Here is a 25,832-nt window from a genome sequence, read left to right on the forward strand (position 1 = left end):
TTTAACAGTTTTTTAACAATTGAAGAGTATAATATACTTGTCCAGCCGAAATTCCCCCGTCGTTAATCGGAAAGACAGTGTTAAAGAAAACTTTAAATCCTTCTTCCTCTAACAATGAGACCGTTTTAGAAAGTAATAACTTGTTTTGGAACACTCCTCCAGAAAGTACTACAGTGTCTTTATTATAATTTTCTCTCAACACCTTTGCTACTTCAACAACTATTTTTGCAACTGTGTTGTGAAATTTAGCAGAAATTATTCTTCGGTCTACATTTCTTTTTATATCATGTATGATTTGTTGTAGTATATCCACAATATTTATCTCTATTTCATGTTTAAAATTCATAAGAAAAATATAAAACCCATTTTCATTGCGGTCAGCTATGCTTTCTAAAAGCATAGGAATTTGAGCTTCAAAGCTATTTTTCTCTCCACAGCCTAAGAGTACTCCAACAATGTCAAACAGCCTTCCCATGCTTGAGGTAAGAGGGTAATTGAAAGTCTGTGCAGTCTTGAAAATTTGGTGCAAAAATTCATTCCCACCGAAAAAGCTTTCTGCAAACTCAGGGCTAATTATTTTGGAAAAATAGTATGCAAGACGGACCGGCTCTTTTATTGCCTTTTGACCACCAACAAGAGGATAGTATTGTAAATGGAATACTCTTTTTGCCTCAAGCCCGTCAATCACAAACCCTTCAGAGCCCCAGATTTTACCGTCAAGCCCTAAGCCTGTACCATCAAATGCAAATCCAATACAGCTTTGAAGATTTTTTTCAAGCATACAAGAGTAAATGTGAGCCAAATGATGCTGGACAAAGACAACCTCTTTGTTTTGACCTTTTGCTATTTTTTGGGCAAGAGAGGTGGTATAGTAGTCTTTATGATAATCACATGCTATATAATCAAAGTCAAAATCGTAAAGTGAAATCAAATCTATAAGACTACCTTCGTAAAAATCAATGTACTCTTTTGTGTCAAGGTCACCAAGATACTGGCTCAAAATCACTTCATCTTCTTTTTTAAGTGCAATTGTTGTCTTCTCATGACCTCCAAGCGCAAGGATATTTTTGTCTACAGCCTTTTCTTTCAGTTTAAACGTAATGGGAGCAAAACCACGGCCTGACCTTATCAGCACAAATTTGTCTTTTAAAACAAAACCTACAGAATCATCGCAGCGTCTTACTATTTTTCTGTTGTGATACAAAACAAAGTCGGCAATGTCGCAAAGCTTTTCAAGTGCCTCATCTTCATCAATAATCATTGGAATTCCTGAAAGATTTGCTGAGGTTGCAATTAATAAATCTCTGTTTGTCTTTGTCAAAATGTAATCCAAAATAGGGGTATATGCTCTCATTATACCAAGTGTATGAAGACCAGCGTTTACATGCAGAAAATGGTCTGTCTTTCTTTCAAAAAGTATTATGGGACATCTTGGCGAGTTAAAAATTTCTTCTTCAGCTTCACTAACATTACAATACTTTTTAACAGTTTCAATGCTCTTGCACACAAGCGCTAATGGCTTTCCTTCTCGCTTTTTGCTTTGAAAAAGCCTTTCTACTACTTCTTTATTATAAGGGTCAACAACTAAATGAAATCCTCCAATCCCTTTTATCGCAATAATCTTCCCCTTCTCAATCTCATTACATACTCTGTCCAAAAGCTCTAAATTGTTACCGTCTATATGCTTTTTTTCTACAAATGAGTACAGAAAAAGGCGTGGACCACATATCGGGCATGTTGTTGACTGTGCGTTAAATCTTCTATTATCTGGCGTATAATACTCTTTTTTACAATCATAACAAAATTCAAACTCCTTCATTGACGTCCTATCTCTGTCATATGGCAAAGATTCTATCATGGTATACCTTGGTCCGCAATTGATACAGCTTATAAACGGGTTCATAAAATGTCTGTGGCCTTTGTCATAAAATTCTCTTTTGCACTCTTCACAAAGACCCAAATCATAAGGCACTATTGTTGAGATTTTGCCTTTGCTACTGTCTAAGATATAAAAATCACTTTCATCAAAATTTGGTTCTATTTCATACTTCTCAATTGACTCAATTTTAGCATTCCTGGGCAATTTCTTTTCAATGTACTCATCAATCGCAGCAGTACTTTTAAGCTCACCTTGAAACTCTGCCAAAACGCCCTCGCCTATGTTTTTGACAAATCCAACAAGTCCCAAATCTTTTGCCAGATTATAAATAAAGGGTCGGAAACCGACCCCTTGCACAAGCCCTCTGAAAATGTATCTATACCTTTTCATACTCATTTATCCCCTATTTTCGATTAAAGTATGAATTGAAGAGTTCTGAAAAATAGCTCTCAAGCTCAGTCAAACCCTCTAAAGTTTTAAATGAAACACCAAATAGTTTCAAATTATCACCTTTGATAGCTTTTAACCCTTTTATATACTTTTCCATGTCAAACCCGATAATCTCTACAACATCTATCTTCGACAAGACAACAACATCGCTACTTTCGAACATAATAGGATATTTATAAGGCTTATCATCACCTTCTGCAACAGATGATACAACAACTCTCATGTTCTCGCCCAAATCAAATGAAGACGGACAAATCAGATTGCCAATGTTTTCTATAAAAACAACTGTGGCTTTTTTTAGATTCAAACTTAAAAGAGCTTCATTTATACTATCTGCAACCAAATGACAAGCTCCGCCTGTGTTTATCTGTAGCACTTCAACTCCAAGTTTTGAAATCTCCTCAGCATCGATTGTTGAAGCAACATCCCCTTCAATCACAGCTAAATTGAACCTATCTTTAAATGTATTTATCATAGCTTTAATAAATGAGGTTTTACCAGCACCTGGTGAACCCATCACATTTATCAAAAACCATTTATTCTCTTTTGCAAGCTTTCTGATATTGTCAGCCGAAAATTCATTTCTCTGTAAAATGTCTTTTATAACCTTAATTTCCATCTCCATCATCTACCTCTATAGATTCGATATAAAATTCTCTACCATGCTCAGTGAGCTTACCTAAACTCTTGCATTTTGGACACAGAAAATCCTTTGTCCTCTCAAAAAGGCTTTGGCAAGAGTTGCAAAACAGTAAAGCCTTCTTTTGAACAATCTCCAGCTTGCTTCCCTCCAAAATGGTCCCCTTTGTCAAAATATCAAAGTAAAACTTTAATGACTCATCAATAATTCCGCTAAGTTCTCCAACAACAACTGTGATAGACAAAACCTTTTTAGGCTTTACTTCTTTTAGCTCGTCCTCAGCAATCTTAATTAGCTGCTGTGTGACAAAATATTCATGCATTTTTTAAGACCCTTCCTTTATTGGTTCCCAGCACCTGCAACCTTTGCCTCTTTTTCTTGTTCAAGCTGCTGTTCCTGCTGTTTTTGAATATAAAACTCCTTATAAGTTGTAGGTAGATTGAACTGCTCTTTTGAAATTAAGCATTTTTTGGGACAAGACTCAACACATACATTGCAAAGTACACATTTGTACTGGTTTAGCTGCCACATCTTTGCGTTTCTGTCAACTGTAATGGCATTTGCAGGGCACTTTCTCTGGCAAATACCACAAAAAATGCACTTGTCTATTTCAATCTCAAGACTTCCTCTTGTTCCTTTGAAAAATGGTCTTTTTTCCTTAGGATAAAGTCGTGTTGCAGGTTTTGAAAAAAGATTGTTTAATACATTTTGAAGCATCCCAAACATCTTTCCATCCATCCCTCTTTTTAGATTTTTACCTTTCTGTACATGAAATACACGGGTCAATTGTCAAAACAAGCATTGGAACCTCTGCAAAATCAATACCTTGTAGCATTTTAACAAGTGCTGGAATGTTAGCAAAAGTTGGTGTTCTTATTCTGAGTCTCTCTAAATTTTTTGTTCCGTTTGCTTTGATATAGTAAACATCCTCGCCTCTTGGCTGCTCAACCCTTGATATTATCTCACCGTTTGGAAAACCTTTCACAGGTGTTGATATCTCACCTTCTGGCATCTTTGAGATTGCCTGCCTTATAAGGTCTATTGACTGATAACACTCTCTGAGCCTTACTTTTAGTCTTGCGTAGCAATCTCCATCATACTCAACAACAGGTTCAAAATCAAGCGCGCCATATGCAGCATATCCTGTTGTTCTCAGATCCATATTGATTCCGCTTGCCCTTGCCATTGGTCCAACACAGCCAAGTTCATACGCTTCTTCTTTTGAAAGCACACCCACTCCCACAAGTCTTTTCTTGACTGTGTAATCATTCAAAAACGCACCTTCAATTTTTTTAAGCTCTTCTTCTAATTTTGCAAGGTTGTCTAAGATGAATTTTTGCTTTTCTTCGTCTATATCACGCCTTACACCGCCAATGATGTTTGTTGAGATTATAACCCTTGACCCTGCAGTTGCCTCCATCAGGTCCATTACAAGCTCTCTATTTCGCCAGCACTGCATAAACAGGCTTTCAAATCCGAACGCATCTGCCAAAAGTCCAAGCCACAAATGATGGCTGTGAAGCCTATGAAGCTCCGCCCAAATTACACGTAAATATTTAGCTCTTTCTGGAACTTCAACCCCCATCAACTCTTCAATCCCTTGGCAGTACGCAAGTGCCTGCTGGAAAGAACAAATTCCACAAACCCTTTCAACCACGTATATGTTCTGATTAATATCCTTTTCTTCAGCAAGCTTTTCAAGTCCTCTATGAACATACCCAATTGCAGGGATTGCCTCTACAACCTTTTCATCTTCTAACACAAGCCTCAGCTGAAGCGGTTCTGGCAATACAGGATGCTGTGGTCCAAACGGCACTATTGTCCTTTTACCCAAAGCTTTCTTACTCCCCTTTCTTGACCTTCACAACTGGCTTTTTACGCATAGGACTGTCAAGCTCATCTGTTATCATGAACTTTCCTTCATAGTCAATGAGAAGATTTTCAAAGTCTATGCCAAACAAATCCTTGATTTCATTTTCAACAAATACTGCAGCAAAATAGATATCTGAAATAGACGGCATCTTCTCGTCATTTTCTATTGTGACTCTCAAGTTTTTAAGTTCATAGTCCTTGTCAAAGTGATATATTATATCAAACCTGCCATCTCCCAAATCAACACAAGTTGCTGTGACAAACCTGTGGCCGCTTGATTTTAGTTCAAATACCTCTTTTCTCAAATCCTCTTTTTGTATCTCTTTAAGATTTTGCAGCATTCAAAATCTCACCCTTTTTCATATTCTTTTTCTTTTCCTCTAATATCTCAGCAGCTTTTAAAATCCCTTCCATAATAGCTTCAGGCCGGGGTGCACAACCTGGAACATACACATCAACTGGAATGACTGTGTCCGCTCCGCCCAAAGTGTTGTAGCATTCCTTGAAAATTCCACCTGAACACGCACAAGCTCCAATTGCCACAACTGCTTTCGGGTGTGGCATCTGATCGTATATATTTTTTAAAACCCTTGCATTTCTGTGGTTCACAGAACCAGACACAACAAGTATATCTGCATGTTTTGGATTTCCTACATTTATAATTCCAAACCTCTCAACATCGTATACTGGAGTAAGTGTTGATAAAATCTCTATATCACAGCCGTTACAGCTGTTACAATCATAGTGAATAATCCATGGCGATTTTTTCAACGCTTTCCTGAAAATCACTCTTTACCCCACCTTTATTTTTTTATAATACCCTGTATTTTATGTATACCCAAATTAGATTGACCAAAGCAAGCCCCAAAGCCATCGACCATGTAAGTCTTAGCATTATCTTCCATGTAAGTCTTGCTGAGATATTGTCAATCAAAATCTCTAAAAAGTAGCCCAAAAGCATTGCAATGATTGCAACTACTATGTTTTTTGCAAAGAACAAGCCTATGAAAAGAAGCAAAAGTACAAGTTCATACCAGTGGCCAAGTTCAATCAGGCCCAAAATAGGTCCTGCAAACTCTGTTGTGATACCTTTTACAATCTCCTGATGCGCATGGTGCGATGTTGACAAATCAAATGGAGATTTTCTAAGCTTTATTGTCAGTACATAGGTAAATGCAATGAATATAAATGGAAGCTCAAATATCAAAAAGTTGTTATGCTTTATCACATCATCTATTTTAAAGCTGCCTGTAACAAAATAAATTCCAATTATCATAGCAATTAAAACTGGCTCATATGCAAGCACAGAAATTAACTCTCTGTGAGCACCAATTCGTGAATAAGGAGAGTTTGTTGACATTGCTCCCAAAATTAGTGCTGTGACAGCAAACGCAAGTACAAATAAAATCAAAAGCAAATCCATCTTTAAAACAAACATAACAAGCGCAACCATGTTAAAGACTAAGAACAAAAATGCATAGAGAATCTGTGTACTTGAAACAACTATAGTCTCTTTTGAAAACAGCTTGAACAAATCATAAAATGGCTGCAAAATTGGTGGTCCAAACCTGTTTTGCATACGCGCAGTAATTTTTCTATCAATACCTGTCAAAATTCCACCAATGATTGGTGCTATTATTATTGTGAGTAAAACCAGAGCAATTTCCTTCACTTTAATATCACCCCAAACATTATAGCAATTAATGCGACTGAGATAATATTTGAAATTAATGTGATGTTGCTTTCTTTTATTAATGTCTCAAAGTAATAGTTTTTAAATTCAAGCTCTACAGACTCATCTTTTTCTGCTCTAAAGCTAAAGTTGTCATCATTCTCACACGACATATAAACCTTGACATATCTTTTTGGCCTTAAAAGTGTGTAGAGTATTACTCCAACTACAACTGCCAGAGCAAGTATCCCAAAGAAAACAAAGGGGTTGAATCCAAAGAAATCTTTTATATACAAATCTTTAAGAGCTCTGCTACTAACTCCCGAATACCTCGCAAAAGACGACTTGAAAAATGGCACAACAAACGCGTTTGTAAACTGTGTCATAAACACACTCACAAGTATTACAAGTATTGATATAGTAATCAATGGAAGGTGTCTCAAACCTTCAAAAACTTCAATCCTTTTTGTATCTTTCCCTTCTGAGAGAATCTTTCCAATAAACTTTGTCCAGAACACAACTGTAAATGCACTTCCAAGTATTATCTCAAGCATGGCAACAATGTTCTGGGTTGAAACTTCTATTGCAATCCACTTTGTAATCAAAACACCAAAGGGCGGAAGTAGCATAGACACACTTCCCAAAAGGGTAAGAAAAGCTACTATCGGCATTTTATATTTAATCCCATCCATATCTTCTACATTACGTGAGCCAATGCCCTGTTCAATTGAACCAACACATAAGAACAAGAGCGCCTTTGACACACCATGTAGTACAATTAAAAGTGCTGCTGCATAGATTGAATATACATTTGCAACAGATGACAGTGCAATTATAAGCCCTAAATTTGAAATTGTTGAGTATGCCAAAATCCTCTTTGCATTTGTCTGAAATATTGCCAAAAGTGCTGCCGCGACAAATGTAAACGCACCTAAAATGGCAACTATATTTGACAGCCACGAATCAATGTAAACAGGCGATAATCTCAAAATCAGATAAACTCCTGCTTTTACCATTGTGCTTGAATGCAAAAGCGCAGACACTGGTGTTGGTGCTACCATCGCGCCCAAAAGCCAGCTTTGGAACGGAAACTGTGCTGACTTTGTAAAACCTGCCAATGCTAAAAACGCAATTGGTATCATCAATATACTGCTATCTTGAGACCTTATAATTTCACTCAAAGCAATAGCCCCAGATTTATAGTACATAAATATTATACCTACTACAAAAGAAAGCCCGCCAAGGGAGTTTAACAAAAGCGCCCTTGTTGCATTCTTGATACTTTGTTCATTTCCATCATGTGAGATTAGCAAGAAAGAGCAAAGTGTTGTAATCTCCCAGAAAAAGTACACCCACAAGATGTTGTTTGACAAAACAAGCCCGTTCATAGCACCTAAAAAGAGCATTATTACTGCAAAAAATATGTTTTGCTTACTTTTTTCAAGGTGCAGATGTTTTTCGTGCTCATCCATATAGTTCAAAGCAAATATACTGATTAGGGGACCTATTACATCTATCAGCATGAGCATTATAAATGTCAGATGGTCAACATAAAAGACATTTTCAACCTCTAATTTTCCTGCCCTAAATTCAAATACAAACATCAGAACAAATTGCAGAGCTGCAAGAAGGCTTATGAGGTTATTTTTTAGCTTTAGACCTATCAAGAATATTACAGCAAGTAAGAAATAATCAGCAAATGTTATTAAATACTCCAAAGCAAAATTTAATGCATGAGAAAGTTTTACTTCTTTGTCACCCTGTAAAATGGCAAATACCATCAGCACAACCAGCACAGCAGACATTAAAAAAACAATAGCCTTTCTAAACGTGCTATTGTTAAATAGGTAAATCAAACCTGCAACTATGATTGGTATAAATATTAGCGATAAATAGATGTACTCCATATGTCCAATATTGCCCCTTTCTCTTTGTGATGATAAACTATTGCTATTAAGATTATAACACATTCTCGTGGTCTTGTATACAGTATGCAAAAGTTAATTTGTTAACAAAGTTCAGAATAGAAGAAAGCTTCTATCTCTTTTTTGTTCAACATTTCTGGTAAGAAGGTGATAAGGTTGATAAAATTGGCTGCAATCGACATAGACGGAACTCTTTTAGACGATAGTGGCAATATCCCTGAAAATAATATTAAAGCCTTGAAAAAAGCCTCAATGGAATACAGCGTTGAGATAGTTTTATGTACAGGAAGAGGGGCTTCTGCATTTGATATTGCTAAAAAGCTTGAAATTCTTTGCCATTTAATATCAGCAAATGGAGTCTATGTCTTTGATGATATGTTTTCTGAGCCCATTATAAAAAACTATCTAAAAGAGAATGCAAAGATAGAAATTTTGAGCTTTTTAGAGCAAAATCACCTTGATGTCGATTACTATATAGTTTTAGGATTTGAAGAGGATTTTCATATGATATACAAACTGAGAGAGTCTTATGATACATATTTTTTAAACTTTGTAAAAGGAAGAGAGCTTTTCAAACCAACATACCCACAGAAGAACCTTCTTGATTTTGTAAAATCTCCAATTAGCCATATTGGGATTGTTGGAAGGTATGAAAAGTTGAAACACTTAGCAAATATTTTGAAAAATCTCAGTAGCAGCATAAATATTATTTTGTATTATGCCTCTGACAACAAGAACTATGGGTTTTTAGAAATCCTTGATATTAACTCCTCTAAAGAAAAAGCACTTTCAAAATTTTTAGAAACAAAAATGATAACTCCATCAAACATTCTAGCAATTGGCGACAATTTTAATGACATTGGAATGTTTCAGCTCGCACAAATAAGCGTTGCAGTTGCAAACGCTCCTGATGAGGTAAAAAGATTTGCAAAATTTGTAACATCTGCTACAAACAATCAAGGTGCAGTCGCAGAAGCCTTTGAAAGGTTTGTGTTTAGCCAAAAGTTGTAGTATTAAAACAAAAAAGGCTGGCATTTTTTGAGTTCCAGTCTTTTACATGCCAGCCTTTTTGTTTTTATTTTCTATAGTTTGTATTTATAAACTCCACAGCACCAGCTATAGCCTTTGCAACTGTATCTTTGAAAGAATCACTCAAAAGAAGATTTAAATCATCTTGATTTGTACCAAATGCAACCTCAACTAAAACTGCTGGCATATTTGATGTCTTTAAAACAACCAGATTTGGCCTTTCTACAATTCCTTTGTTTTGCGTTCCCACTTCTTTAATTATATAATCCAACACAATCTGTGCAAATTGCTTGTCTGAGATAAAACTATTTAAATTCTTTTCCTTGTACAAGACCATTGTGCCACGGGTTTGAGGATTGTCTACTGCATTGTTGTGAATGGATATAAATAGGTCAACATTTAAGTTGTTTGCCACCTTTGTTCTGTCATAAAGGTCAACAAATTTGTCTGTCTCTCGCGACATGTAAACCTCATACCCAAGGCTCTTGAGCTTCTCTTTAAGCTTTAATGCTATATCCAAGTTAAAATCCTTTTCGTGGTATGTTACCTTCTTGCCATTTACAATTTTTGTATAAATGGCTCCTGGGTCAGACCCGCCATGCCCGGGGTCGATAAAGATTTTAAGTTTATTTTTAGGCTTTGGTTTTTGTGAAAAACCAATTATGATATTTTTATCGCCTTTAGTAACTGAAGCTATGTAGTCAGGATTGACTACAATAGTTATTATACACCCATCATCTTGATAAACTGAATATACACTTGTTACAATTGTACCTTTTAGGCTATAGACATCATCTGAGATTGTAATTGGACTTCTGCTTCCTATCTTTATTACATTGTTTATACTGTCATATGTACAATTTATGTCAGATATAAAAGGAGAGTTTATAACAAGCCCATTTGTCTGGTAAAGTTTCATATTACCATATTGATTTGCAAAAATAACTTCTAATCTGTTCTCAAGTTTATTCAAAACAAATACCTTGGCCCTTGTAGAAAATATAACCTGTGCATTGTTTTGGTCAATATTTGTTAGCACATAGTAATCTAATATTCCATCATTTACCTGAAAAAGACTTCCGTTATCAAGATTAAGCTGTGCACCTTTTAAGCTAAGGACCACAAAAGACTCATCTGCCCTGTAAATCTCACTTACAACCGTTGGCAAGATGTCCATCTCTGCAGCAGTAAATCCATCAGAGCTTGTAATATTAACCTTCTGAATCCTATATGGACTGTAAGACTCTTGAGCTGGAGTTGTGCCAATTTCTTGGCTATTGTTACCTGGACTATTTATACTACTGCTACTGTCTATATTCGTCTTATTTTCGACAGTTTTTGGCAAATCAATCTCGAGTTTTATTTGACTATCAACTTTACTAACCTTATAGCTTTTGATCAGACCTGCGTCATAGTCAATGACAACCCTTGAAAATGGCTCCCCGGTTGAGGTTTTATTAAGAGCATGTCTTATTCTTAAAATTCCACCTTTGCTAACCTGAATTACATTGTTCTCTAAATTATCAACTGTATTTAAAATATCAATTACTATTCTGTCTGGATTTGATAACTTGTAATCTTTGTAGATAGCAGGTTTTGAAGTACTTATTAGCAAAGTAAATTTACTGCTTTCAATTGAATACTTCAAATCAGAAAGATAAATAGTTTCTGCTCCAGTTTTTCGAACATCCCCACGCGATGCCAAAGTTTTTGACGAAGAAGCGTTTTTCTGGGTATTACTGGTTAAAGTTCTTTTTGACGTTAATTTAATGACCTTTTTTGTCTTATCTTCCTGATAGAAATACTTGAAAATTGAAGCTATGTCTTTTCCTAATATGTATGACTTTCCACTTTTAATAAAAGTCTTTCCTAAAAGAGTTTTCTTTGTTTTATTGTAATAGTAGTAGGTTTTGTCAATGTAAAACTCGTATGTATCCTTAGATTTTTTAGCTGTAACCTTTTTGGCTTTCGAGTCATAGGAGACAGCAAAACCTTTATATCTGAAAAAGTCTGCCAAAGCAAGGTAGACAGTTTTGTTATACTCCAAAATCTTGACAGAATCTACCTGCTTGCCATCTACAAAGAGCTTATAAGATGTGGCTGCAAAAACTGAGATAAGAAGTAATGAGAAAACTACAACGGTTGCTACTATTCTCTTTATTTTTTTCACTATGACCTACCCCGCAAAAAATGTCATTTATAGTTATATAATATCCCACCTTGTCGAATAAATCAATTTAAATATTTGGTAGAATACTATTGTATTTTTATACACATTGATGTATAATTATTTGCATAGCTAAAGTCACACTTTGAGGAGATGAATAAAGTTGATAAAGGCATCAATCATTGGAGCATCAGGGTATGTTGGAATTGAGCTAATAAGGCTTTTACTAAAACATCCAGAGGTTGAAATTTCATCGATTATTTCGTCAAGTAACAAAGATATTCCTATAGAAAAGACAAATCCACAGTTCAAAAAGATTTTGAATCTGACATTTAAAGAGTTTGATATTGATTTGATTAAAGAAGCAGATGTTGTTTTTTGTGCTCTTCCACATGGTGTGTCTCAAGAATATGTAAAGATGGCATACGACCTTGGCAAGGTTGTAATTGACCTAAGTAGCGATTTTAGATACAAAGACCTCTCTCGATACTCAAAAGACTACGGAGAGCATAAATACCCACAGCTTTTAAATGAAAGTAGCTACGGTCTTTGTGAGATATACAGAGAAGAGATTAAATCTTCAAAGATAGTTGGAAATCCAGGGTGTTATCCTACAAGCGCTATTTTGGGCTTAGCACCACTTTTGAAAAACAAGCTTATCCAAAAAGACAGTATCATAATTGACTCAAAATCAGGTGTTTCTGGTGCTGGGAAAAAGTCTGATTTTTCTTATAGCTTTTGTGAAGTTGATGAGAATTTTAAAGCATATGGGGTTGCAAAACACAGGCACACAAGTGAGATAGAAGAAAAATGCAGTTTTCTTTTTGGTGAAGATCTGAATCTTTCATTTACACCTCATCTTTTGCCTGTAAAAAGAGGAATTTTGTCAACCATATATGCAACCCTCACAAAGAGTTTGAATAAAAATGAACTGATTGAGATTTACAAGGAGTTTTACAGGGATGAATTTTTCATAAGGATATATGAAGATGGTTTGCCAGAGTTAAAGTATGTCACAGGGACAAACTTTGTTGACATTGGCCTTAAGGTTGATAAAAAGGCAAACAGAGTAATTGTAATCTCTTGTATTGACAACTTAATTAAAGGTGCTGCCGGGCAGGCAATACAGAATATGAATATTAAATTTTCCTTAAATGAAAAAACAGGACTTGTGACGGTTGGAGAGTATTTTTAAAAAAACTTTGTTAGTGGAGGAATGCTAAGTATGTATGAAGAGATGGACAAACTAATTGAAAAAGCAAGTATTTTGATAGAGGCTCTTCCATATATTCAAAAGCTCTATGGCAAGACAGTTGTAATAAAATATGGCGGAAATGCAATGATAAATGACAAGCTCAAAAACTGGGTTATGGAAGATATTACGCTTTTGAAATACATTGGCGTTAATCCAATTGTTGTTCATGGTGGTGGACCTGATATAAATTCAGTTTTGAAAAAGCTAAATGTTGAAAGCCAGTTTGTAAATGGTCTTAGAGTCACAGATATGCAGACAATGGAAGTTGCTCAGATGGTTTTGGTTGGAAAGACAAACAAAGAGCTTGTCTCAATGCTAAACCAAAAAGGTGGAAAAGCAATAGGTATCTGTGGTATTGATGGAAATCTTATTCAGGCAAGAAAGCACTATGAGATTGTAAACGGAGAGAAAGTGGACTTAGGGTATGTTGGTGAGGTTGTGTCAATCAATGCAAAGGTTTTGGAAATGCTTGCAAAAGATGAGTACATACCAGTGGTTGCGCCAATTGGCGTTGGTGAGGATGGTACAAGTTATAATATAAACGCAGATACTGTTGCTGCTGAGATTGCAAAGGCAATAAAAGCTGAAAAGCTCATGTTCATGACAGATGTTGAAGGACTAAAGTATGACAAAAACAGCCCTGAGATAATCTCAGCAATTAGCGCTGATGAGGTTTTAAAAATGATTGATGAAGGAAAGATTGACGGTGGAATGATTCCAAAGGTTTTGGGCTGTATTGATGCTTTAAAGCATGGAGTTAACCGTACTCATATTTTAGATGGAAGAATTCCTCATTGCATTTTGCTTGAGATATTTACTGACAAGGGAATTGGGACAATGATACATTTGTAATAAATCACTTTATTTGCTGACAAAATAGTTTAGGCTGCTCCTTTTTAGAGCAGTCTACTTTATTTATGACTTTATTTATGATACCTTACCCCTTTAATAATTGTAAATCCTCTATAAATCTGTTCATACACAAGAACCCTAAAAAGTTGATGAGGGAATGTGAGTTTGGAAAATGAAATTAGCAAATTTGCTCTCTTTTTTATAGCATCTGAAAGCCCATTTGAGCCTCCTATTACAAATACTATTTCCTCTCCTTTTGAGACTTTTCTATTTAACAATTCTGCAAATTCTTCAGAGCTCAGCTGAGTCCCCTTTATATCAAACACTACTACATACTGGCCTTCTTTTATGTGTTTTAGTATCTTTTCAGCCTCTTTTTCTAAAAGCATCTCAATGTTTCGGTATCTGTTCTCATCCTCTTCTTTTATTTCAATTTCCTCAATTTTTGTCCATTTTGAAAGCCGTTTTTTATACTCCTCTGCAGCCTCTTTAAAATACCTTTCTTTTACTGTTCCAATACAGATTACCTTTATCATATGTCATCCACTTTCGACAAGAGTTTGTCAATCAGGTCATTTAGTTCATCTCTGCACTTTCTGTACTTCTCAACGTCTCCACCGTAAGGGTCAACTACATCAAGATTTTCTTTGCTACCTAATACATACTCTTTTAGAGTAAAGACCTTATCCATTACACCAGGATACATATTGATTATTGCTTCTTTATGATACTTTTCCATTGTCAAAATTAAATTGCTTTCCTTTATCATATCTTCATTAATCAGCCTTGATACATGAGAAGAAATATCAATCCCAAGCTCGTTCATAACCAATACAGCGTTCTTTGATGCTTTTTGGGGAAAAAAAGCAGATAAACCTGCCGATTCAACCTCAATATCATCTATGTTCATTCTTTTCAGTTTATCTTTCAAAAGGTATTCAGCCATGGGGCTTCTGCATGTATTGCCAGTGCAAACAAAAAGTATCTTTTTCTTGCTCATCACAACACCTCAATTACATTGTTTGCTGATGCTTTAAAAAGCCTATTTTCAAGCGCAAGATATTCTACTCCAAATTCTCCCCATTCACAGATGATATAATCAACTCCAAGCTGGTTAAACTTCCTCAATAGAGAGAATAAGTTTCTCCCACATTCTTCATAGTCAAACACACTACCTAATATGAGTTTGTATTGAGATTCAAAATTGTGAGATGTCTCATAAAAGCAAAGTATACCAACTTTGTATCCTTTTATTTCTAAATCCTTTTTTATCTCATTTATCTTATCTATTCTTTTGTGAATTTTTCCCTTGACAACTATCATTTTTGCATCTGGTGCATAATGCCTGTATTTCATACCTGGTGCTTTTGGCGCAGATAAAATATTGCCTGTTAAGATTGAAGGATCATATTCAATATTCTCTAAAATTTCTTTCAAAAGCGAAAAAGGCACTGCACCTGGACGCAATATATATGGCTTTGATGTGCTCAAATCAATCACAGTTGACTCAAGCCCAAAAGAGCACTTACCACCGTCAACTATCACATCAACCTTGCCAAAAAGGTCCTCTATTACATGCTGGGCTTCAGTTGGGCTTGGTTTCCCTGATACATTTGCAGACGGTGCTGCAACTGGCACACCCGCTAACTCAATCAGCTCAAGTGCAATTTTATTGTTTGGCATTCGGATACCAACGGTACTAAGGCCTGCTGTTACATTGTCCGGTATACATCCTTTCTTAGGAAGAACAATTGTAAGAGGCCCTGGCCAAAATTTCTCTATTAGCTTGTAAACTCTTTCATCAGTAACCTTTGCACACATATCCAACATCTCTTTTGATGATATGTGCACAATTAAAGGGTTGTCTTGCGGTCTTCCTTTTGCGACAAAAATCTTGTCAACCGCCTCTTTTAAAAGTGCATTTGCACCAAGCCCATAAACAGTCTCGGTGGGAAATGCAACCAAGCCACCTTCTCTTAAAATTTGAGCCGCCTTTGAAAGTTTATTGTAATCAATCTTTCCTTTAGCATCAATTATCATAGTCACAGCTCCAACCACTCCAATAACAGTAGTGCAAAAACTATTCCAATCATATTAGAAATTGCACAAATTTTAAAATCCTCTTTTCGGCTATACTCTGGTATCATCTCGCTCATGACAACATAGAGCATTGCGCCTGCAGCTGCCATAAGACAGCCAGCCATCAAAAGCTTGGTAATAGAGCTTAATAAGCTTCCTATCAGACAACCAACCCCGGTAGGAATTCCAGATAAAAAGGCAATTTTAAGTATGTCAATATTCCTTCTTTTTGCAATCTTAAATGGAATAGCAAGCGCAAAACCCTCAGGTATATCGTGAATAATTATCATAATCCCAACTAAAATTCCGAATCTATGGTTGAAGGTAAAGCTGCTGCCTATTGCTAAGCCTTCTGGAAAGTTATGAAGAGCAATCCCAATCGAAATTAAAAACCCGCTTTTTATATATCTATTTTTTGCAAGAATTGAATTTGTATTCAAATATCTTTCAATTACTCCAATTGCTATATATGAAATAATTAAAACTGCTATGCAAGGCAGCAAGCTTGAAAGACTTATTGCCTCAGGAATAAGTCCAAAACTAATAAGACCTAACATTAGCCCTGATGTAAAACCTATCAAAATGTCAATTACCTTTTCATTCTTAAGGGGCAAAAATAAAGTAAAAGCTGCACCAATACATGCGCCCAATATTCCACATAAAAAAGCAAACAGGTTGAAAGTTATAAAACTCATTACATTTTTAGAGTGATGAATGTTCATTTAAATATTATGACAAAGTCCAAATCTTTATAAACAAAAAATACAAAATATTTACCTTGCCGGCTCTGCTTTGCTGTAAACAGTTCTTAAAATCACAATGGTAACTCTTCTGTTAAGAGCCCTTCCTTGAGGTGTTTTGTTTGATGCAATTGGCCTATATTCACCATATCCCACAACAGAAAATCTTTCTGGTTTTACTTTCGAAACTCTTAGAATTTCTTGTAAAACAGTAGTCGCTCTTGCAGTTGAAAGCTCCCAGTTTGAATAAAAGTACTTGTTATGAATTGGGACATTGTCTGTATGTCCTTCAATCCTAATATTATTATTCGGAACTTTTTCCAAAATTTTTGCGATTTCATGCACAACTTCTTTTGCCTGAGGCGTCAGCTGCGCAGAGCCACTGTTAAAGAGAACATCTTTAAGTAAGATTGACAGTCCTCTTTCTTCCTGTATCACAAGCACTTTGCCTTCAATACCATGTTCCTTAATAAGGCTTAAAACCTGTTTCTGGATATTATTTATAATCTCTTCTTCAGTCATTTGTCTATTTTTGGTTGTTCCACCAATATCAGTATTTGTCCCTTTTACATTCTTTCCTGAAAGTCCCTCTAAAATAGATGGACCAGAGTTTTCAAAGATATATGCAGTACCTTTTAAAACAGAGGTCAGTGATTCTGTAAAGTTTTTATACTTATCAATATCAATTTTACTCATTGAATAGAGAACTACAAAATAAATTAGTAAAAGTGTAATCAAGTCTGAATAAGTAATAAGCCATCGTTCATGATTTTCTTTTTCTGGTTCCTCAACTCTTCTCCTTCCCATCTATATCAACCCCCAATTGTAGCGCTTGCAGCCTCTCCAGCTTGCCTTTCTTGCTGCTTGCCTTCTGGGAGAATTCCACCTATTTTTTCCCTCAGTATTCTTGGATTTTCTCCTGCTTGGATTGATAAAAGTCCTTCCACAATAATTTCATTTAACATCTTTTCTTGTTTTGCTTTTGTCTTAATCTTTTTACCAAAGTTAAGCCATACAAGATTTGCAAAGGAAACTCCATATAAAGTAGCAACAAAAGCAACAGCTATTGCTGGTGCAACTTCGTCAGGATTTGATATGTTGCTCAAAACCGAAATTAGCCCCATTACAGTACCAATAATACCCATTGTAGGCGAGTAACCACCTGCTGCTTCAAAAACCTCTGCTGCAGCTCTTAGCTCATTTTCTGCAAGATATACCTCTCTATCTAAAATGTCCCTTATGACCTCACCTTCAATTCCATCAACAACCAACCCTAAGCCCTTTTTCAAAAGCGGATTTTGGATATTAGGGATCTCCTGCTCTAACGCAAGAAGCCCTTCCTTTCGTGCCCTGTCAGATAGCTGGACAAGCTGTTCCACAATCCCCGAAAAGTCTATCTTCTTGTCCATAAACACCATTTTCAGATGCTTTATTGCAAGCTTTATCTCAGACATTGGAAATGAAACCAACACAGCTGCAATTGTTCCTCCAAACACGATCATCGCAGCAGAAATCTGCAAAAGCTTTGCTGGATTACCTTTTTCAATTATAAATGCAGTCAAAAGCGAACCAAACCCCAAAATAAGCCCGCCAATTGACAATATATCCATCTTTCTTCATCATCCCTTTTTTTGAAATTTTGCACATACTATCATATTTATTATCGGCACCTTAGCCAACCTCTTTTAATCTCTCTGTCTGAAAATGTGTTATGAGTGCATCAATTATCTCGTCAAGGTCACCGTCTAAAACTTGCTCAAGCTTGTAAAGTGTTAGCCCTATCCTATGATCTGTCACACGACCTTGAGGAAAGTTGTAAGTGCGGATTCGTTCGCTTCTATCACCTGTTCCAACCTGGCTTCGCCTCTGTGACTCTATCTCCTTTTGCTGCAAGGACTGATAATAATCATACAGTCTTGCTCTTAAAATTTTCATAGCTCTGTCCCTGTTTGCATGCTGCGATCTCTCATCTTGACAGGATACAACAATTCCTGTAGGTTTGTGAGTTATTCTTACAGCAGATTCTGTTTTGTTTACATGCTGACCACCTGCACCACCTGCTCTAAATGTCTCAATCTCAAGGTCCTCTTCTCTTATCTCAACCTCAACATCCTCAACTTCAGGAAGCACTGCCACAGTTGCTGTGGATGTATGGATTCTTCCACCTGACTCTGTAACTGGCACTCTTTGAACTCTGTGAACACCACTTTCGTATTTTAGCCTACTGTATGCGCCTTTGCCACTTATCATAAATATGACTTCTTTAAAACCGTCAAGATCACTTTCGCTTGTTGACATCACTTCAACCTTCCAATTCTTCCTCTCAGCATACCTTGAATACATTCTGAAAAGCTCTGCAGCAAACAATGCTGCTTCCTCGCCACCTGCCCCTGCCCTTATCTCCATTATAACATTTTTTTCGTCGTTTGGGTCCTTGGGCAAAAGTAAAATTTTCAGCTCTCTTTCCACTATCTCTTTTTGTTCTTTTGCTTGACTTAACTCTTCTTTCACAAGCTTTTCAAAATCTTCATCAAGATTTGTATCTAAAAGCTCTTCAGCTTCTTCAATTGTCTTTATTATCCTTTTGTACTCTCTGAACTTTTCAACAATTGGTTGTAAGCTGCTGTGCTCTTTCATAAGCTTTTGCCACTCTTGATTGTTGTTGATTATCTCAGGATCTGAGATCTTCTTTTCAAGCTCTAAATATTTTTCCTCAATTACCTGAAGTTTTTCTATCATCAAATCACCCCTACTGTTATATTTTTACCCCAAAGTTGCATATACACATCTTTCTATATTGTTCAAATCATTCTTCGATTTTATATCAACATACCCTAAATCCTGCAAAATCTTTTTCACATGCTGGGATTGCCTATACCCTACCTCAAAAATAATATACCCGCCTTTTTTCAAGTATTGTCTGGCATTTTTAGCAATTTCTTGAAAGTAGTACAGTCCATTTTCTTTTGATAATAAGGCTTGTTTTGGTTCTTTTAAAACTTTTTTATCAAGCATTGAAATCTCATCCTCAGATATATAAGGTGGATTACTAAAGATTGCATCAAACTTGAGCGAAGGTGGAATGTTTTCAAATAAATTGCTTTTTACAAAATGAATTTTATCAAAAACACCATTTAATTTGGCGTTTTTTTTAGCAACCATTAAAGCATTTTCTGAGATATCCACTGCAATGACCTTGCAATCCAAAAATTTACAAAGAGCAATTGCAATACAGCCACTCCCTGTCCCTATATCTAAAAAATTAAGGTTTTCTTTTCTGTTAAAAAGCTCAATTGCAACTTCTATCAATGTTTCTGTGTCAAAACGTGGAATTAAAACATTCTCATCAACATAAAACTCAAGCCCCATAAAATATGCTTTGTTTGTACAATACTGAAGAGGAAAATCCATCGTGTATTTTTTAGCTGCAGAAATTATTTTTTGATAGTCCTCTTCTTCAATTGTCAAATTCTTTTCTAATATAGCCTGAGTTTTGTCAATGTTTAGTATCTGAGAAACCAGCAAGATAGCAATCCGTTTGTAATCCTCGCCATTTTCAGCGCAGTAATCCTTTAAAATATTCCTTACCTCTTCTAAAACACTACCCAGTTTCTTGTCTTTGCTACCATTCATCTAAGCTTTTATCCTCCGGAATGACCTCTTTTAACGCCTCAATTGCAACCTCTATCTGCTTTTCATCAGGCTCTCTTGTTGTTATGTTCTGAAGCCAAAGCCCAGGGTATGAAACTATCTTGGCAAGGAGGCTTTCGCTCTTTCCCGCCCATCTTATTATCTCATATGAAATACCAACAATAATAGGTAGTAGCAAAAGTCTTAAAATTGTTCTTATCAGCACAGACTGCCAACCTGATAATGTAAATACAATAATGCTAATGATTATCACAATAAACAAGAAACTTGTGCCGCAGCGAGGATGATGTGTAGAAAACTTTTTTATATTTTGGACAGTTAATTCTGATCCATTTTCATATGCAAATATTGTTTTGTGCTCAGCACCATGGTATTCAAACACCCTCTTTATTTCTTTCATCTGTGATGCAAAAAATAAATAGAAAATAAAGACTATTACTCTTACTATTCCTTCTATCATATTTTTGCCAAAGTTGTTTATATTAAACTTTTTAAAAATCTCAACAGACCACGTTGGGATATAAAAAAACAAGAGTATTCCTAATATGACTGATAATATAACTGAAAAGTAGATAGCAATATCACTAATCCCAATTTTCTGAAAAAATTTCTTTTCAAAAAGTCTGTCAAAAAAGTCCTTTTGTTTTTCTCTTTCCTCTTGTGGCAAATCTTGCATGGCAATGTCAGCTGATTTCATCAGAGCTTTTGTGCCCAAGAACATTTGTTCAAATAGGATAAAAATTCCTCTTATAAAAGGGATTTTCTTAAATTTGTTTGTGTCATCGACAGACAAATCCTTTACTTCTTTGTAAAGCTCTCCGTTAGGCTTTCTTATTACAATTGAAATCTTTTTTGGCCCTTTCATCATAATACCCTCAATCAAGGCCATACCACCAATTGTAGTTTTTTTCATACTCATCTTCCTATCTTTTAAGAATTTATAAAACAAAAAGGATTAGCACAGGCTAATCCTTTTTTATGTGCGCCTCTTAAACTCTATTTCTGGTCAAGACCATATTTCTTCATAAACCTCTCCACTCTTCCTGTTGTATCAACAAACTTCTGCTTTCCTGTGAAAAATGGATGGCATTTAGAACAAATTTCAACATGAATTTCCTTCTTTGTTGAACCAGTTATAAATGTCTCACCACATGCACATCTTACAACCGCATCATGATAATATGTTGGATGGATTCCTTCCTTCATTTTATTCACCTCCTGCTAAAATTTATGTTAAATTCTGTTATTTTTTTGAACTCATAGCTTTCTCACACCCATAAAGGCGCAAAAATATTTTACAACAGTTATGTGTCTTTTACAAGAGCTTTTTAGAAGAATAAAAAAACAATTTACAATAACTTCCTTAAAACTCTTTTAACTTTGGCTCTACCAAAGCAATCTGAGAAAAATCTTTATCGTTGTGAAGAAGTAGTAAACCATTTTCAATTGCTATTTGAGCAATTATCACATCAATTGTACTTCTTATATTGATTCCTTTTTTCATGCATTTAAAATATAACTCTGCAGCCTTTTCATATGACTTTTTACTATTTTTTAAATCATAGAATCTCTGGCTACTTAAATATTCCTTGAGCAGGTTGAATTCTTTCTCACCCTTCGCACCTTGCAAAATCTCCTGATACACTATATTACAAATACCAAACGGTATATTATTAGAAATTACATAATGTAACTTCTCAACTTTTTAATTTGCGTTTCCTTTAAAGTAATCTATCAATACTGAAGTATCAACTAAAATCATGAATTCAGCCTCATTTCTTTATAATCATAATCTTCTGCAAATGAAATTTTACCTCTCAGTTCTGACAATTTCTTTCGGCTGTGATTCTCAACAAACTCTTTTAAAGCAGTCTCAACAGCTTCCTTCTTAGTAGTTTTAACTTCTGCTATCTTCATCGCTTTTTTTAAAAGTTCATCGTTCAAAATTATATTTGTTCTCATCTTTATACATCTCCTAATGTGTATTCTAATACACATTAATTCTCCTGTCAATTAAACTAAATTTTTACTCCTCTCTAACTTTAAAACAGAGTATAAAAAATCCTAACACCATGCAGCAAAAAGAAATCAAAAAAAGAATATTTTTGCCAAGTGCATCAATAATTCCTCCGGCTATAATAGAGTTGAATGCAAAAAAAGGTCCCATTAAAAAGTTTCTAAGCCCTATATAAGCCGGCTGTTTTAATGGGTCTTTACAAAGTTTTGCAGCTAAATTGCTCTCATTTACATTTCTTGCACTCTGTGCAATACCAAATAGCCCCACTGAAAGATAGTAAATATTTATATTGCTCATCAAATATGTAAAGTAAATTGCAGGCAAGAATATGATAGCAGAAATTACAAGCGTACTTTTAAACCCATACTTTGAACCTATAATTCCCCACATCATATACCCAACTGTTTGAGAAAACAACAATATAGTTGTTGCAACCGCAACATGCTCAGTAGTTATACCAAGGCTATTTTTTGCAAATATAGTTTGAAAGCCAAACGGCATTTTACCAAGTGCACCAATAAATAAAACTGAAAACAGGTAATATGTAAAGTTCTTATCCTCTTTTAAGATCAAAAACATGTTTTTAAAATAGTGTTTATTGTTAATCTCCTTTTTTGGCTTTTTTTGTGGTATCTCCTTCATAAGTGAAAAAAGATAAAGTGAGATCATCATTATTAAAAAGGCAATGAAAAACAAAAGAGCATAATTATAAGGATATCTCAAAAGTCTCAAAATTTTACCCATCAAAAAAGCACCAAGCGTTTCGCAAAGTCCCCCAATTGACGACCTGATACCAAAGAATTTGCTCCGCTGTCTTTCAGGTATTAGTTTTAAAATCAGATTGAACCACGTAATATTCGCAAATGAAGCAAAAAATCCTTGAAGACTAAAAATCAAGTAGAACAGTACAACAAACAGAAGTTCATTCCTTTCAGCAAACAAAAACACATCAATGGCCAAAAGAAGCCACATAAGCCGCATTATTAAAGCCACTTTTATGAAATATTCTTTGTAAGTCTCAAGCATCTCAAGCTTTTTAGCAACAAGTATCTGGGGAGAGTTTGACAAAAGCACATTCAGTGTTGTCAAAAGTCCAATCAAAGTATTTGACTTTACATAATGTGAAATAAAGTAAACTATAACAGTTGAGACTGAGAGCATTCCGCTTGCAATGGCAAAGATTGCACCATCTGTGATTGACACAATTGAATTTTTCTTTAAATTCTTATACGCAAAAGTTTCAAGTTTTTTCAGCTCACGTTCTTGTTCCTCAGCTGTCACTTTAAATTCATCTCCTCACAAATTTTAAAAATATAGTCTTGAAATCTCCTGACTTCTTTTGATCAGCCTCAAACAGTAGATAAAAAGCAAAAGCTCATATATTCCAACAATTGCTAAAGCACCATAGACATTTAGCATCAATACAAAATCATAAAATCCATGTAGAAGCATTGGCAAAATTAGCGATACTTTAAAGTACCAATAGCTTCTATCAGCTGGTGCAAATCTTGCGAAACCCAAATAGTATCCCATTACAACCCCGAACATGGCATGAGCAGGCACTGCCATGATACCTCTTAAAACAATTACTGTAATAGCTTCTTGATATGATGTTTGAAATGATTGTAGTACATATCCCACATTTTCAATTGCCGCAAACCCTACAGCAGAAAAAACACAATAAACAATCCCGTCAAAAGGCTGATTAAAATATGGTGTATCATAGGCAACTCTCAGAACAACAAGCCTTTTAAAATACTCTTCTGTTAGACCTGCCACAATAAAGGCTTCAAATACAATAAAAGAAATTCTGCTTGAAGCAGAAATACTCCCATATGCCATCAAAAAGTATTCAACTGGAACTACAACAGCGCTTATAAGCACTCCCCATACAAAAGTCTTTAAAAGAAGGTGCAGCGGCTCCTTTTCAAATTTGTCTCTCACATATATATAAAGAGCAATAAACAAAGATGGTGCAATGCTGAGGATTATCAGCTTATAAGGAATCATACTAAGCATCCTCCACTATTTTGTATTTTTCTTCTATTTTTTGTGGTTATTTCTTATATAGTGAAATAGAAAAAGCTGAGCATAGCCTGCTAAATCTCCAAAAGAATCTACAAAGTCTTTAATTTGCTCTTTTGTTTTAAACCCATAATATTCTTTGAGTGCCCTTTTTACCCACACATCAATTGGAAACACATTGTATTTTTGCAGAGAATACAGCAAAATACAGTCGGCAACCTTATCACCAATTCCTTTTATAGTCTTTAAAACCCGCCTTGCTTTTTGCACCTCCAAATCAATTAGCTCATCAAAATTAATAAGTCCATTTTTTACTTTTTCAACAGCATCTTTTATATACTCTGCTCTATAGCCAAGACCAAGAAGTTTTAAACTATCTATTGAACTACTCCAGAGACTTTCGATTGTGGGAAAAGACCAAGAAACGTAGCCTTTATATGTTATTTTTTTGCCAAAGGCTTGACAAAGTCTTCCTATCAAAAGCTGAATTCTCTTTATGTTGTTATTCTGAGAAATAATGAATGAAATCATACATTCAAATGGTTCTTGGTTCAAAAGTCTCATGCCCCTGTATTTTTCAACTGCTTCTTTCAAAATGCTATCGTGACCAGATAACTTTTCTAAAATTTCATCATAGTCCTTGTCTAAATCAAAATACCAGTAAAAAGATTTTTTAAATTCATCAGGTGAACAATTGTAAATATCAAAGGTATCCTCATCCTGAGGCTTTATGAATATTATCTTTTCATCAACAACACCTATGTAAAAATCATCCATTTTCTTCCATCTAAAACACTGACCACTGAAGAATGTTGCATCAAAATCAATATGCACACCGCTTATCCGAATAAAATCAGTGTACCATTTTATGTTCAACAGCTTCATCCCTTTCGGCAATAAAATTTAAAAACAAAAAGAGCCAAGTACGTTTTTTGGCTCTATTTTTTAATTATTAGAATACAGTATTTTTTAAGGTTTATCAATATTTTTTTGATAGCCTGCTACTCCATTTGCAATTGCCATTGCCATCTTGATCTGAAAGTTATCATGTATTAGCATTGCTTCTTCTTTCGGATTGCTGAGAAAACCACATTCAACTAAAATTGCAGGCATTTTTGTTTCCCTTAGGACACAAAAGTTTGCAAACTTTACCCCACGGTTTACAAGCTTTAACATTTGAGTAATGCTCTTTTGCACCTCAAAAGCCAATAAAAATCCTTTTTTGCTATATTTGTAATAATATGTTTCAGCTCCTTCTGCAGTATCTCTCGTACTACTGTTACAATGAATACTGATGAAAATATCTACCATGTTTTCGTTTGCGATCTTGCACCGTGCTTTGAGGTCTTCTTGAATACTTTTTTGCCCCCATGGAAGTTCATCAGACTCTCTTGTGAGTATAACCTGGGCTTTTATACCATCTTCCAAGATGTATTTTAGCTTTTTTGCAATAGAAAGAGTAATATCCTTTTCCTTTGTCCCGTATTTCCCAATTGCACCAGGGTCCCTGCCACCATGGCCAGGGTCAATGCATACTTTCATTTTTTTCACCTCCTAAAAATCAGTTTATTTCAAAAGG

Annotated in this window: 28 protein-coding genes and 1 pseudogene; 3 read left to right on the plus strand and 26 right to left on the minus strand. The window is 35.2% G+C overall.

What is annotated here, in order from left to right:
• Position 1 precedes the first annotated feature (1 nt).
• From hypF to ELD05_RS08765, 9 genes are read right to left on the minus strand one after another with little or no spacing between them, the layout of a single operon-like run.
• Complete coding sequence (hypF, locus tag ELD05_RS08725) at positions 2-2,269, minus strand: carbamoyltransferase HypF (protein ID WP_127352119.1); 2,268 nt, start codon at positions 2,267-2,269, stop codon at positions 2-4.
• 13 nt (positions 2,270-2,282) lie between these two features.
• Positions 2,283-2,948 (minus strand): hydrogenase nickel incorporation protein HypB, encoded by a 666-nt coding sequence (hypB, locus tag ELD05_RS08730; RefSeq protein WP_127352120.1) that lies wholly within the window; start codon positions 2,946-2,948, stop codon positions 2,283-2,285.
• On the minus strand, positions 2,938-3,291 hold the full coding sequence (gene hypA / locus ELD05_RS08735) for a hydrogenase maturation nickel metallochaperone HypA (protein ID WP_039765476.1): 354 nt from the start codon (positions 3,289-3,291) through the stop codon (positions 2,938-2,940). Before hypA ends, hypB begins: the two co-directional genes overlap by 11 nt.
• Before the next feature lie 17 nt (positions 3,292-3,308).
• Positions 3,309-3,695, minus strand: a complete 387-nt coding sequence (locus tag ELD05_RS08740; protein WP_039765502.1) for a 4Fe-4S binding protein — start codon at positions 3,693-3,695, stop codon at positions 3,309-3,311.
• Positions 3,696-3,723: 28 nt separating this feature from the next.
• The gene (locus ELD05_RS08745; RefSeq protein ID WP_127352121.1) at positions 3,724-4,803 is read right to left on the minus strand and encodes a hydrogenase large subunit; all 1,080 of its coding nucleotides are present in this window, start codon (positions 4,801-4,803) and stop codon (positions 3,724-3,726) included.
• Between the two features lie 7 nt (positions 4,804-4,810).
• Positions 4,811-5,182: an NADH-quinone oxidoreductase subunit C gene (locus ELD05_RS08750; RefSeq protein ID WP_011917065.1), complete on the minus strand. Its 372-nt coding sequence runs from the start codon at positions 5,180-5,182 to the stop codon at positions 4,811-4,813.
• Entirely contained in the window at positions 5,166-5,630 is a 465-nt protein-coding gene (locus ELD05_RS08755; RefSeq protein ID WP_011917064.1) for an NADH-quinone oxidoreductase subunit B family protein, read from the minus strand. The genes ELD05_RS08750 and ELD05_RS08755 overlap by 17 nt, the downstream gene beginning before the upstream one ends.
• Positions 5,631-5,652: 22 nt before the next feature.
• Positions 5,653-6,513, minus strand: coding sequence for a respiratory chain complex I subunit 1 family protein (locus ELD05_RS08760; protein ID WP_039765481.1), 861 nt, complete (start codon positions 6,511-6,513; stop codon positions 5,653-5,655).
• On the minus strand, positions 6,510-8,420 hold the full coding sequence (locus ELD05_RS08765; protein ID WP_127352122.1) for an NADH-quinone oxidoreductase subunit 5 family protein: 1,911 nt from the start codon (positions 8,418-8,420) through the stop codon (positions 6,510-6,512). The genes ELD05_RS08760 and ELD05_RS08765 overlap by 4 nt, the downstream gene beginning before the upstream one ends.
• 165 nt (positions 8,421-8,585) lie before the next feature.
• Here ELD05_RS08765 and ELD05_RS08770 point away from each other — a divergent pair, with 165 nt between their 5' ends.
• On the plus strand, positions 8,586-9,449 hold the full coding sequence (locus ELD05_RS08770) for a Cof-type HAD-IIB family hydrolase (RefSeq protein ID WP_241243449.1): 864 nt from the start codon (positions 8,586-8,588) through the stop codon (positions 9,447-9,449).
• Between the two features lie 64 nt (positions 9,450-9,513).
• On the opposite strand, the gene ELD05_RS08775 is transcribed toward ELD05_RS08770, so the two are convergent.
• Entirely contained in the window at positions 9,514-11,637 is a 2,124-nt protein-coding gene (locus tag ELD05_RS08775; protein WP_127352123.1) for an N-acetylmuramoyl-L-alanine amidase, read from the minus strand.
• A 160-nt stretch (positions 11,638-11,797) separates the two neighbouring features.
• On the opposite strand from ELD05_RS08775, the gene argC reads away from it, so the two are divergent.
• Both argC and argB read left to right on the plus strand, forming a co-directional pair.
• The gene (gene argC / locus ELD05_RS08780; RefSeq protein WP_127352124.1) at positions 11,798-12,829 is read left to right on the plus strand and encodes an N-acetyl-gamma-glutamyl-phosphate reductase; all 1,032 of its coding nucleotides are present in this window, start codon (positions 11,798-11,800) and stop codon (positions 12,827-12,829) included.
• Positions 12,830-12,859: 30 nt separating this feature from the next.
• Positions 12,860-13,741, plus strand: a complete 882-nt coding sequence (argB, locus tag ELD05_RS08785) for an acetylglutamate kinase (RefSeq protein WP_127352125.1) — start codon at positions 12,860-12,862, stop codon at positions 13,739-13,741.
• A 71-nt stretch (positions 13,742-13,812) separates the two neighbouring features.
• On the opposite strand, the gene rlmH is transcribed toward argB, so the two are convergent.
• From rlmH to ELD05_RS08865, 16 genes and pseudogenes are all read right to left on the minus strand, one after another.
• A complete protein-coding gene (gene rlmH / locus ELD05_RS08790) occupies positions 13,813-14,277 on the minus strand; it encodes a 23S rRNA (pseudouridine(1915)-N(3))-methyltransferase RlmH (RefSeq protein ID WP_127352126.1) in 465 nt (154 codons plus the stop codon).
• Positions 14,274-14,741, minus strand: a complete 468-nt coding sequence (locus tag ELD05_RS08795; RefSeq protein ID WP_127352127.1) for a low molecular weight protein arginine phosphatase — start codon at positions 14,739-14,741, stop codon at positions 14,274-14,276. The genes rlmH and ELD05_RS08795 overlap by 4 nt, the downstream gene beginning before the upstream one ends.
• The gene (locus ELD05_RS08800) at positions 14,741-15,787 is read right to left on the minus strand and encodes an L-threonylcarbamoyladenylate synthase (protein WP_127352128.1); all 1,047 of its coding nucleotides are present in this window, start codon (positions 15,785-15,787) and stop codon (positions 14,741-14,743) included. The genes ELD05_RS08795 and ELD05_RS08800 overlap by 1 nt, the downstream gene beginning before the upstream one ends.
• Positions 15,784-16,515: a ZIP family metal transporter gene (locus ELD05_RS08805; RefSeq protein ID WP_241243450.1), complete on the minus strand. Its 732-nt coding sequence runs from the start codon at positions 16,513-16,515 to the stop codon at positions 15,784-15,786. Before ELD05_RS08805 ends, ELD05_RS08800 begins: the two co-directional genes overlap by 4 nt.
• Before the next feature lie 78 nt (positions 16,516-16,593).
• Positions 16,594-17,367: an OmpA family protein gene (locus ELD05_RS08810; protein ID WP_127352130.1), complete on the minus strand. Its 774-nt coding sequence runs from the start codon at positions 17,365-17,367 to the stop codon at positions 16,594-16,596.
• A 5-nt stretch (positions 17,368-17,372) separates the two neighbouring features.
• Positions 17,373-18,170 (minus strand): flagellar motor protein, encoded by a 798-nt coding sequence (locus ELD05_RS08815; RefSeq protein WP_011917052.1) that lies wholly within the window; start codon positions 18,168-18,170, stop codon positions 17,373-17,375.
• A gap of 61 nt (positions 18,171-18,231) precedes the next feature.
• A complete protein-coding gene (gene prfA, locus ELD05_RS08820) occupies positions 18,232-19,299 on the minus strand; it encodes a peptide chain release factor 1 (RefSeq protein WP_127352131.1) in 1,068 nt (355 codons plus the stop codon).
• A gap of 24 nt (positions 19,300-19,323) precedes the next feature.
• Complete coding sequence (gene prmC, locus ELD05_RS08825; protein ID WP_127352132.1) at positions 19,324-20,193, minus strand: peptide chain release factor N(5)-glutamine methyltransferase; 870 nt, start codon at positions 20,191-20,193, stop codon at positions 19,324-19,326.
• On the minus strand, positions 20,183-21,124 hold the full coding sequence (locus ELD05_RS08830) for a DUF1385 domain-containing protein (RefSeq protein WP_127352133.1): 942 nt from the start codon (positions 21,122-21,124) through the stop codon (positions 20,183-20,185). The genes prmC and ELD05_RS08830 overlap by 11 nt, the downstream gene beginning before the upstream one ends.
• A gap of 83 nt (positions 21,125-21,207) precedes the next feature.
• Entirely contained in the window at positions 21,208-21,417 is a 210-nt protein-coding gene (rpmE, locus tag ELD05_RS08835; protein ID WP_013430572.1) for a 50S ribosomal protein L31, read from the minus strand.
• 157 nt (positions 21,418-21,574) lie between these two features.
• Positions 21,575-21,973 (minus strand): annotated as a pseudogene (vapC, locus tag ELD05_RS08840) (type II toxin-antitoxin system VapC family toxin).
• Positions 21,970-22,173 (minus strand): type II toxin-antitoxin system VapB family antitoxin, encoded by a 204-nt coding sequence (locus tag ELD05_RS08845; protein WP_127352134.1) that lies wholly within the window; start codon positions 22,171-22,173, stop codon positions 21,970-21,972. Before ELD05_RS08845 ends, vapC begins: the two are co-directional and overlap by 4 nt.
• Before the next feature lie 64 nt (positions 22,174-22,237).
• On the minus strand, positions 22,238-23,509 hold the full coding sequence (locus tag ELD05_RS08850) for an MFS transporter (RefSeq protein WP_127352135.1): 1,272 nt from the start codon (positions 23,507-23,509) through the stop codon (positions 22,238-22,240).
• Between the two features lie 24 nt (positions 23,510-23,533).
• A complete protein-coding gene (locus ELD05_RS08855; RefSeq protein WP_127352136.1) occupies positions 23,534-24,238 on the minus strand; it encodes a PrsW family intramembrane metalloprotease in 705 nt (234 codons plus the stop codon).
• A gap of 33 nt (positions 24,239-24,271) precedes the next feature.
• A complete protein-coding gene (locus ELD05_RS08860; protein WP_127352954.1) occupies positions 24,272-25,129 on the minus strand; it encodes a DNA-3-methyladenine glycosylase family protein in 858 nt (285 codons plus the stop codon).
• Between the two features lie 93 nt (positions 25,130-25,222).
• Positions 25,223-25,795, minus strand: a complete 573-nt coding sequence (locus ELD05_RS08865) for an N-acetylmuramoyl-L-alanine amidase family protein (RefSeq protein WP_127352137.1) — start codon at positions 25,793-25,795, stop codon at positions 25,223-25,225.
• Positions 25,796-25,832 lie beyond the last annotated feature (37 nt).

It is taken from the genome of Caldicellulosiruptor changbaiensis, from assembly GCF_003999255.1.
GTDB classification, from domain to species: Bacteria; Bacillota; Thermoanaerobacteria; order Caldicellulosiruptorales; family Caldicellulosiruptoraceae; genus Caldicellulosiruptor; species Caldicellulosiruptor changbaiensis.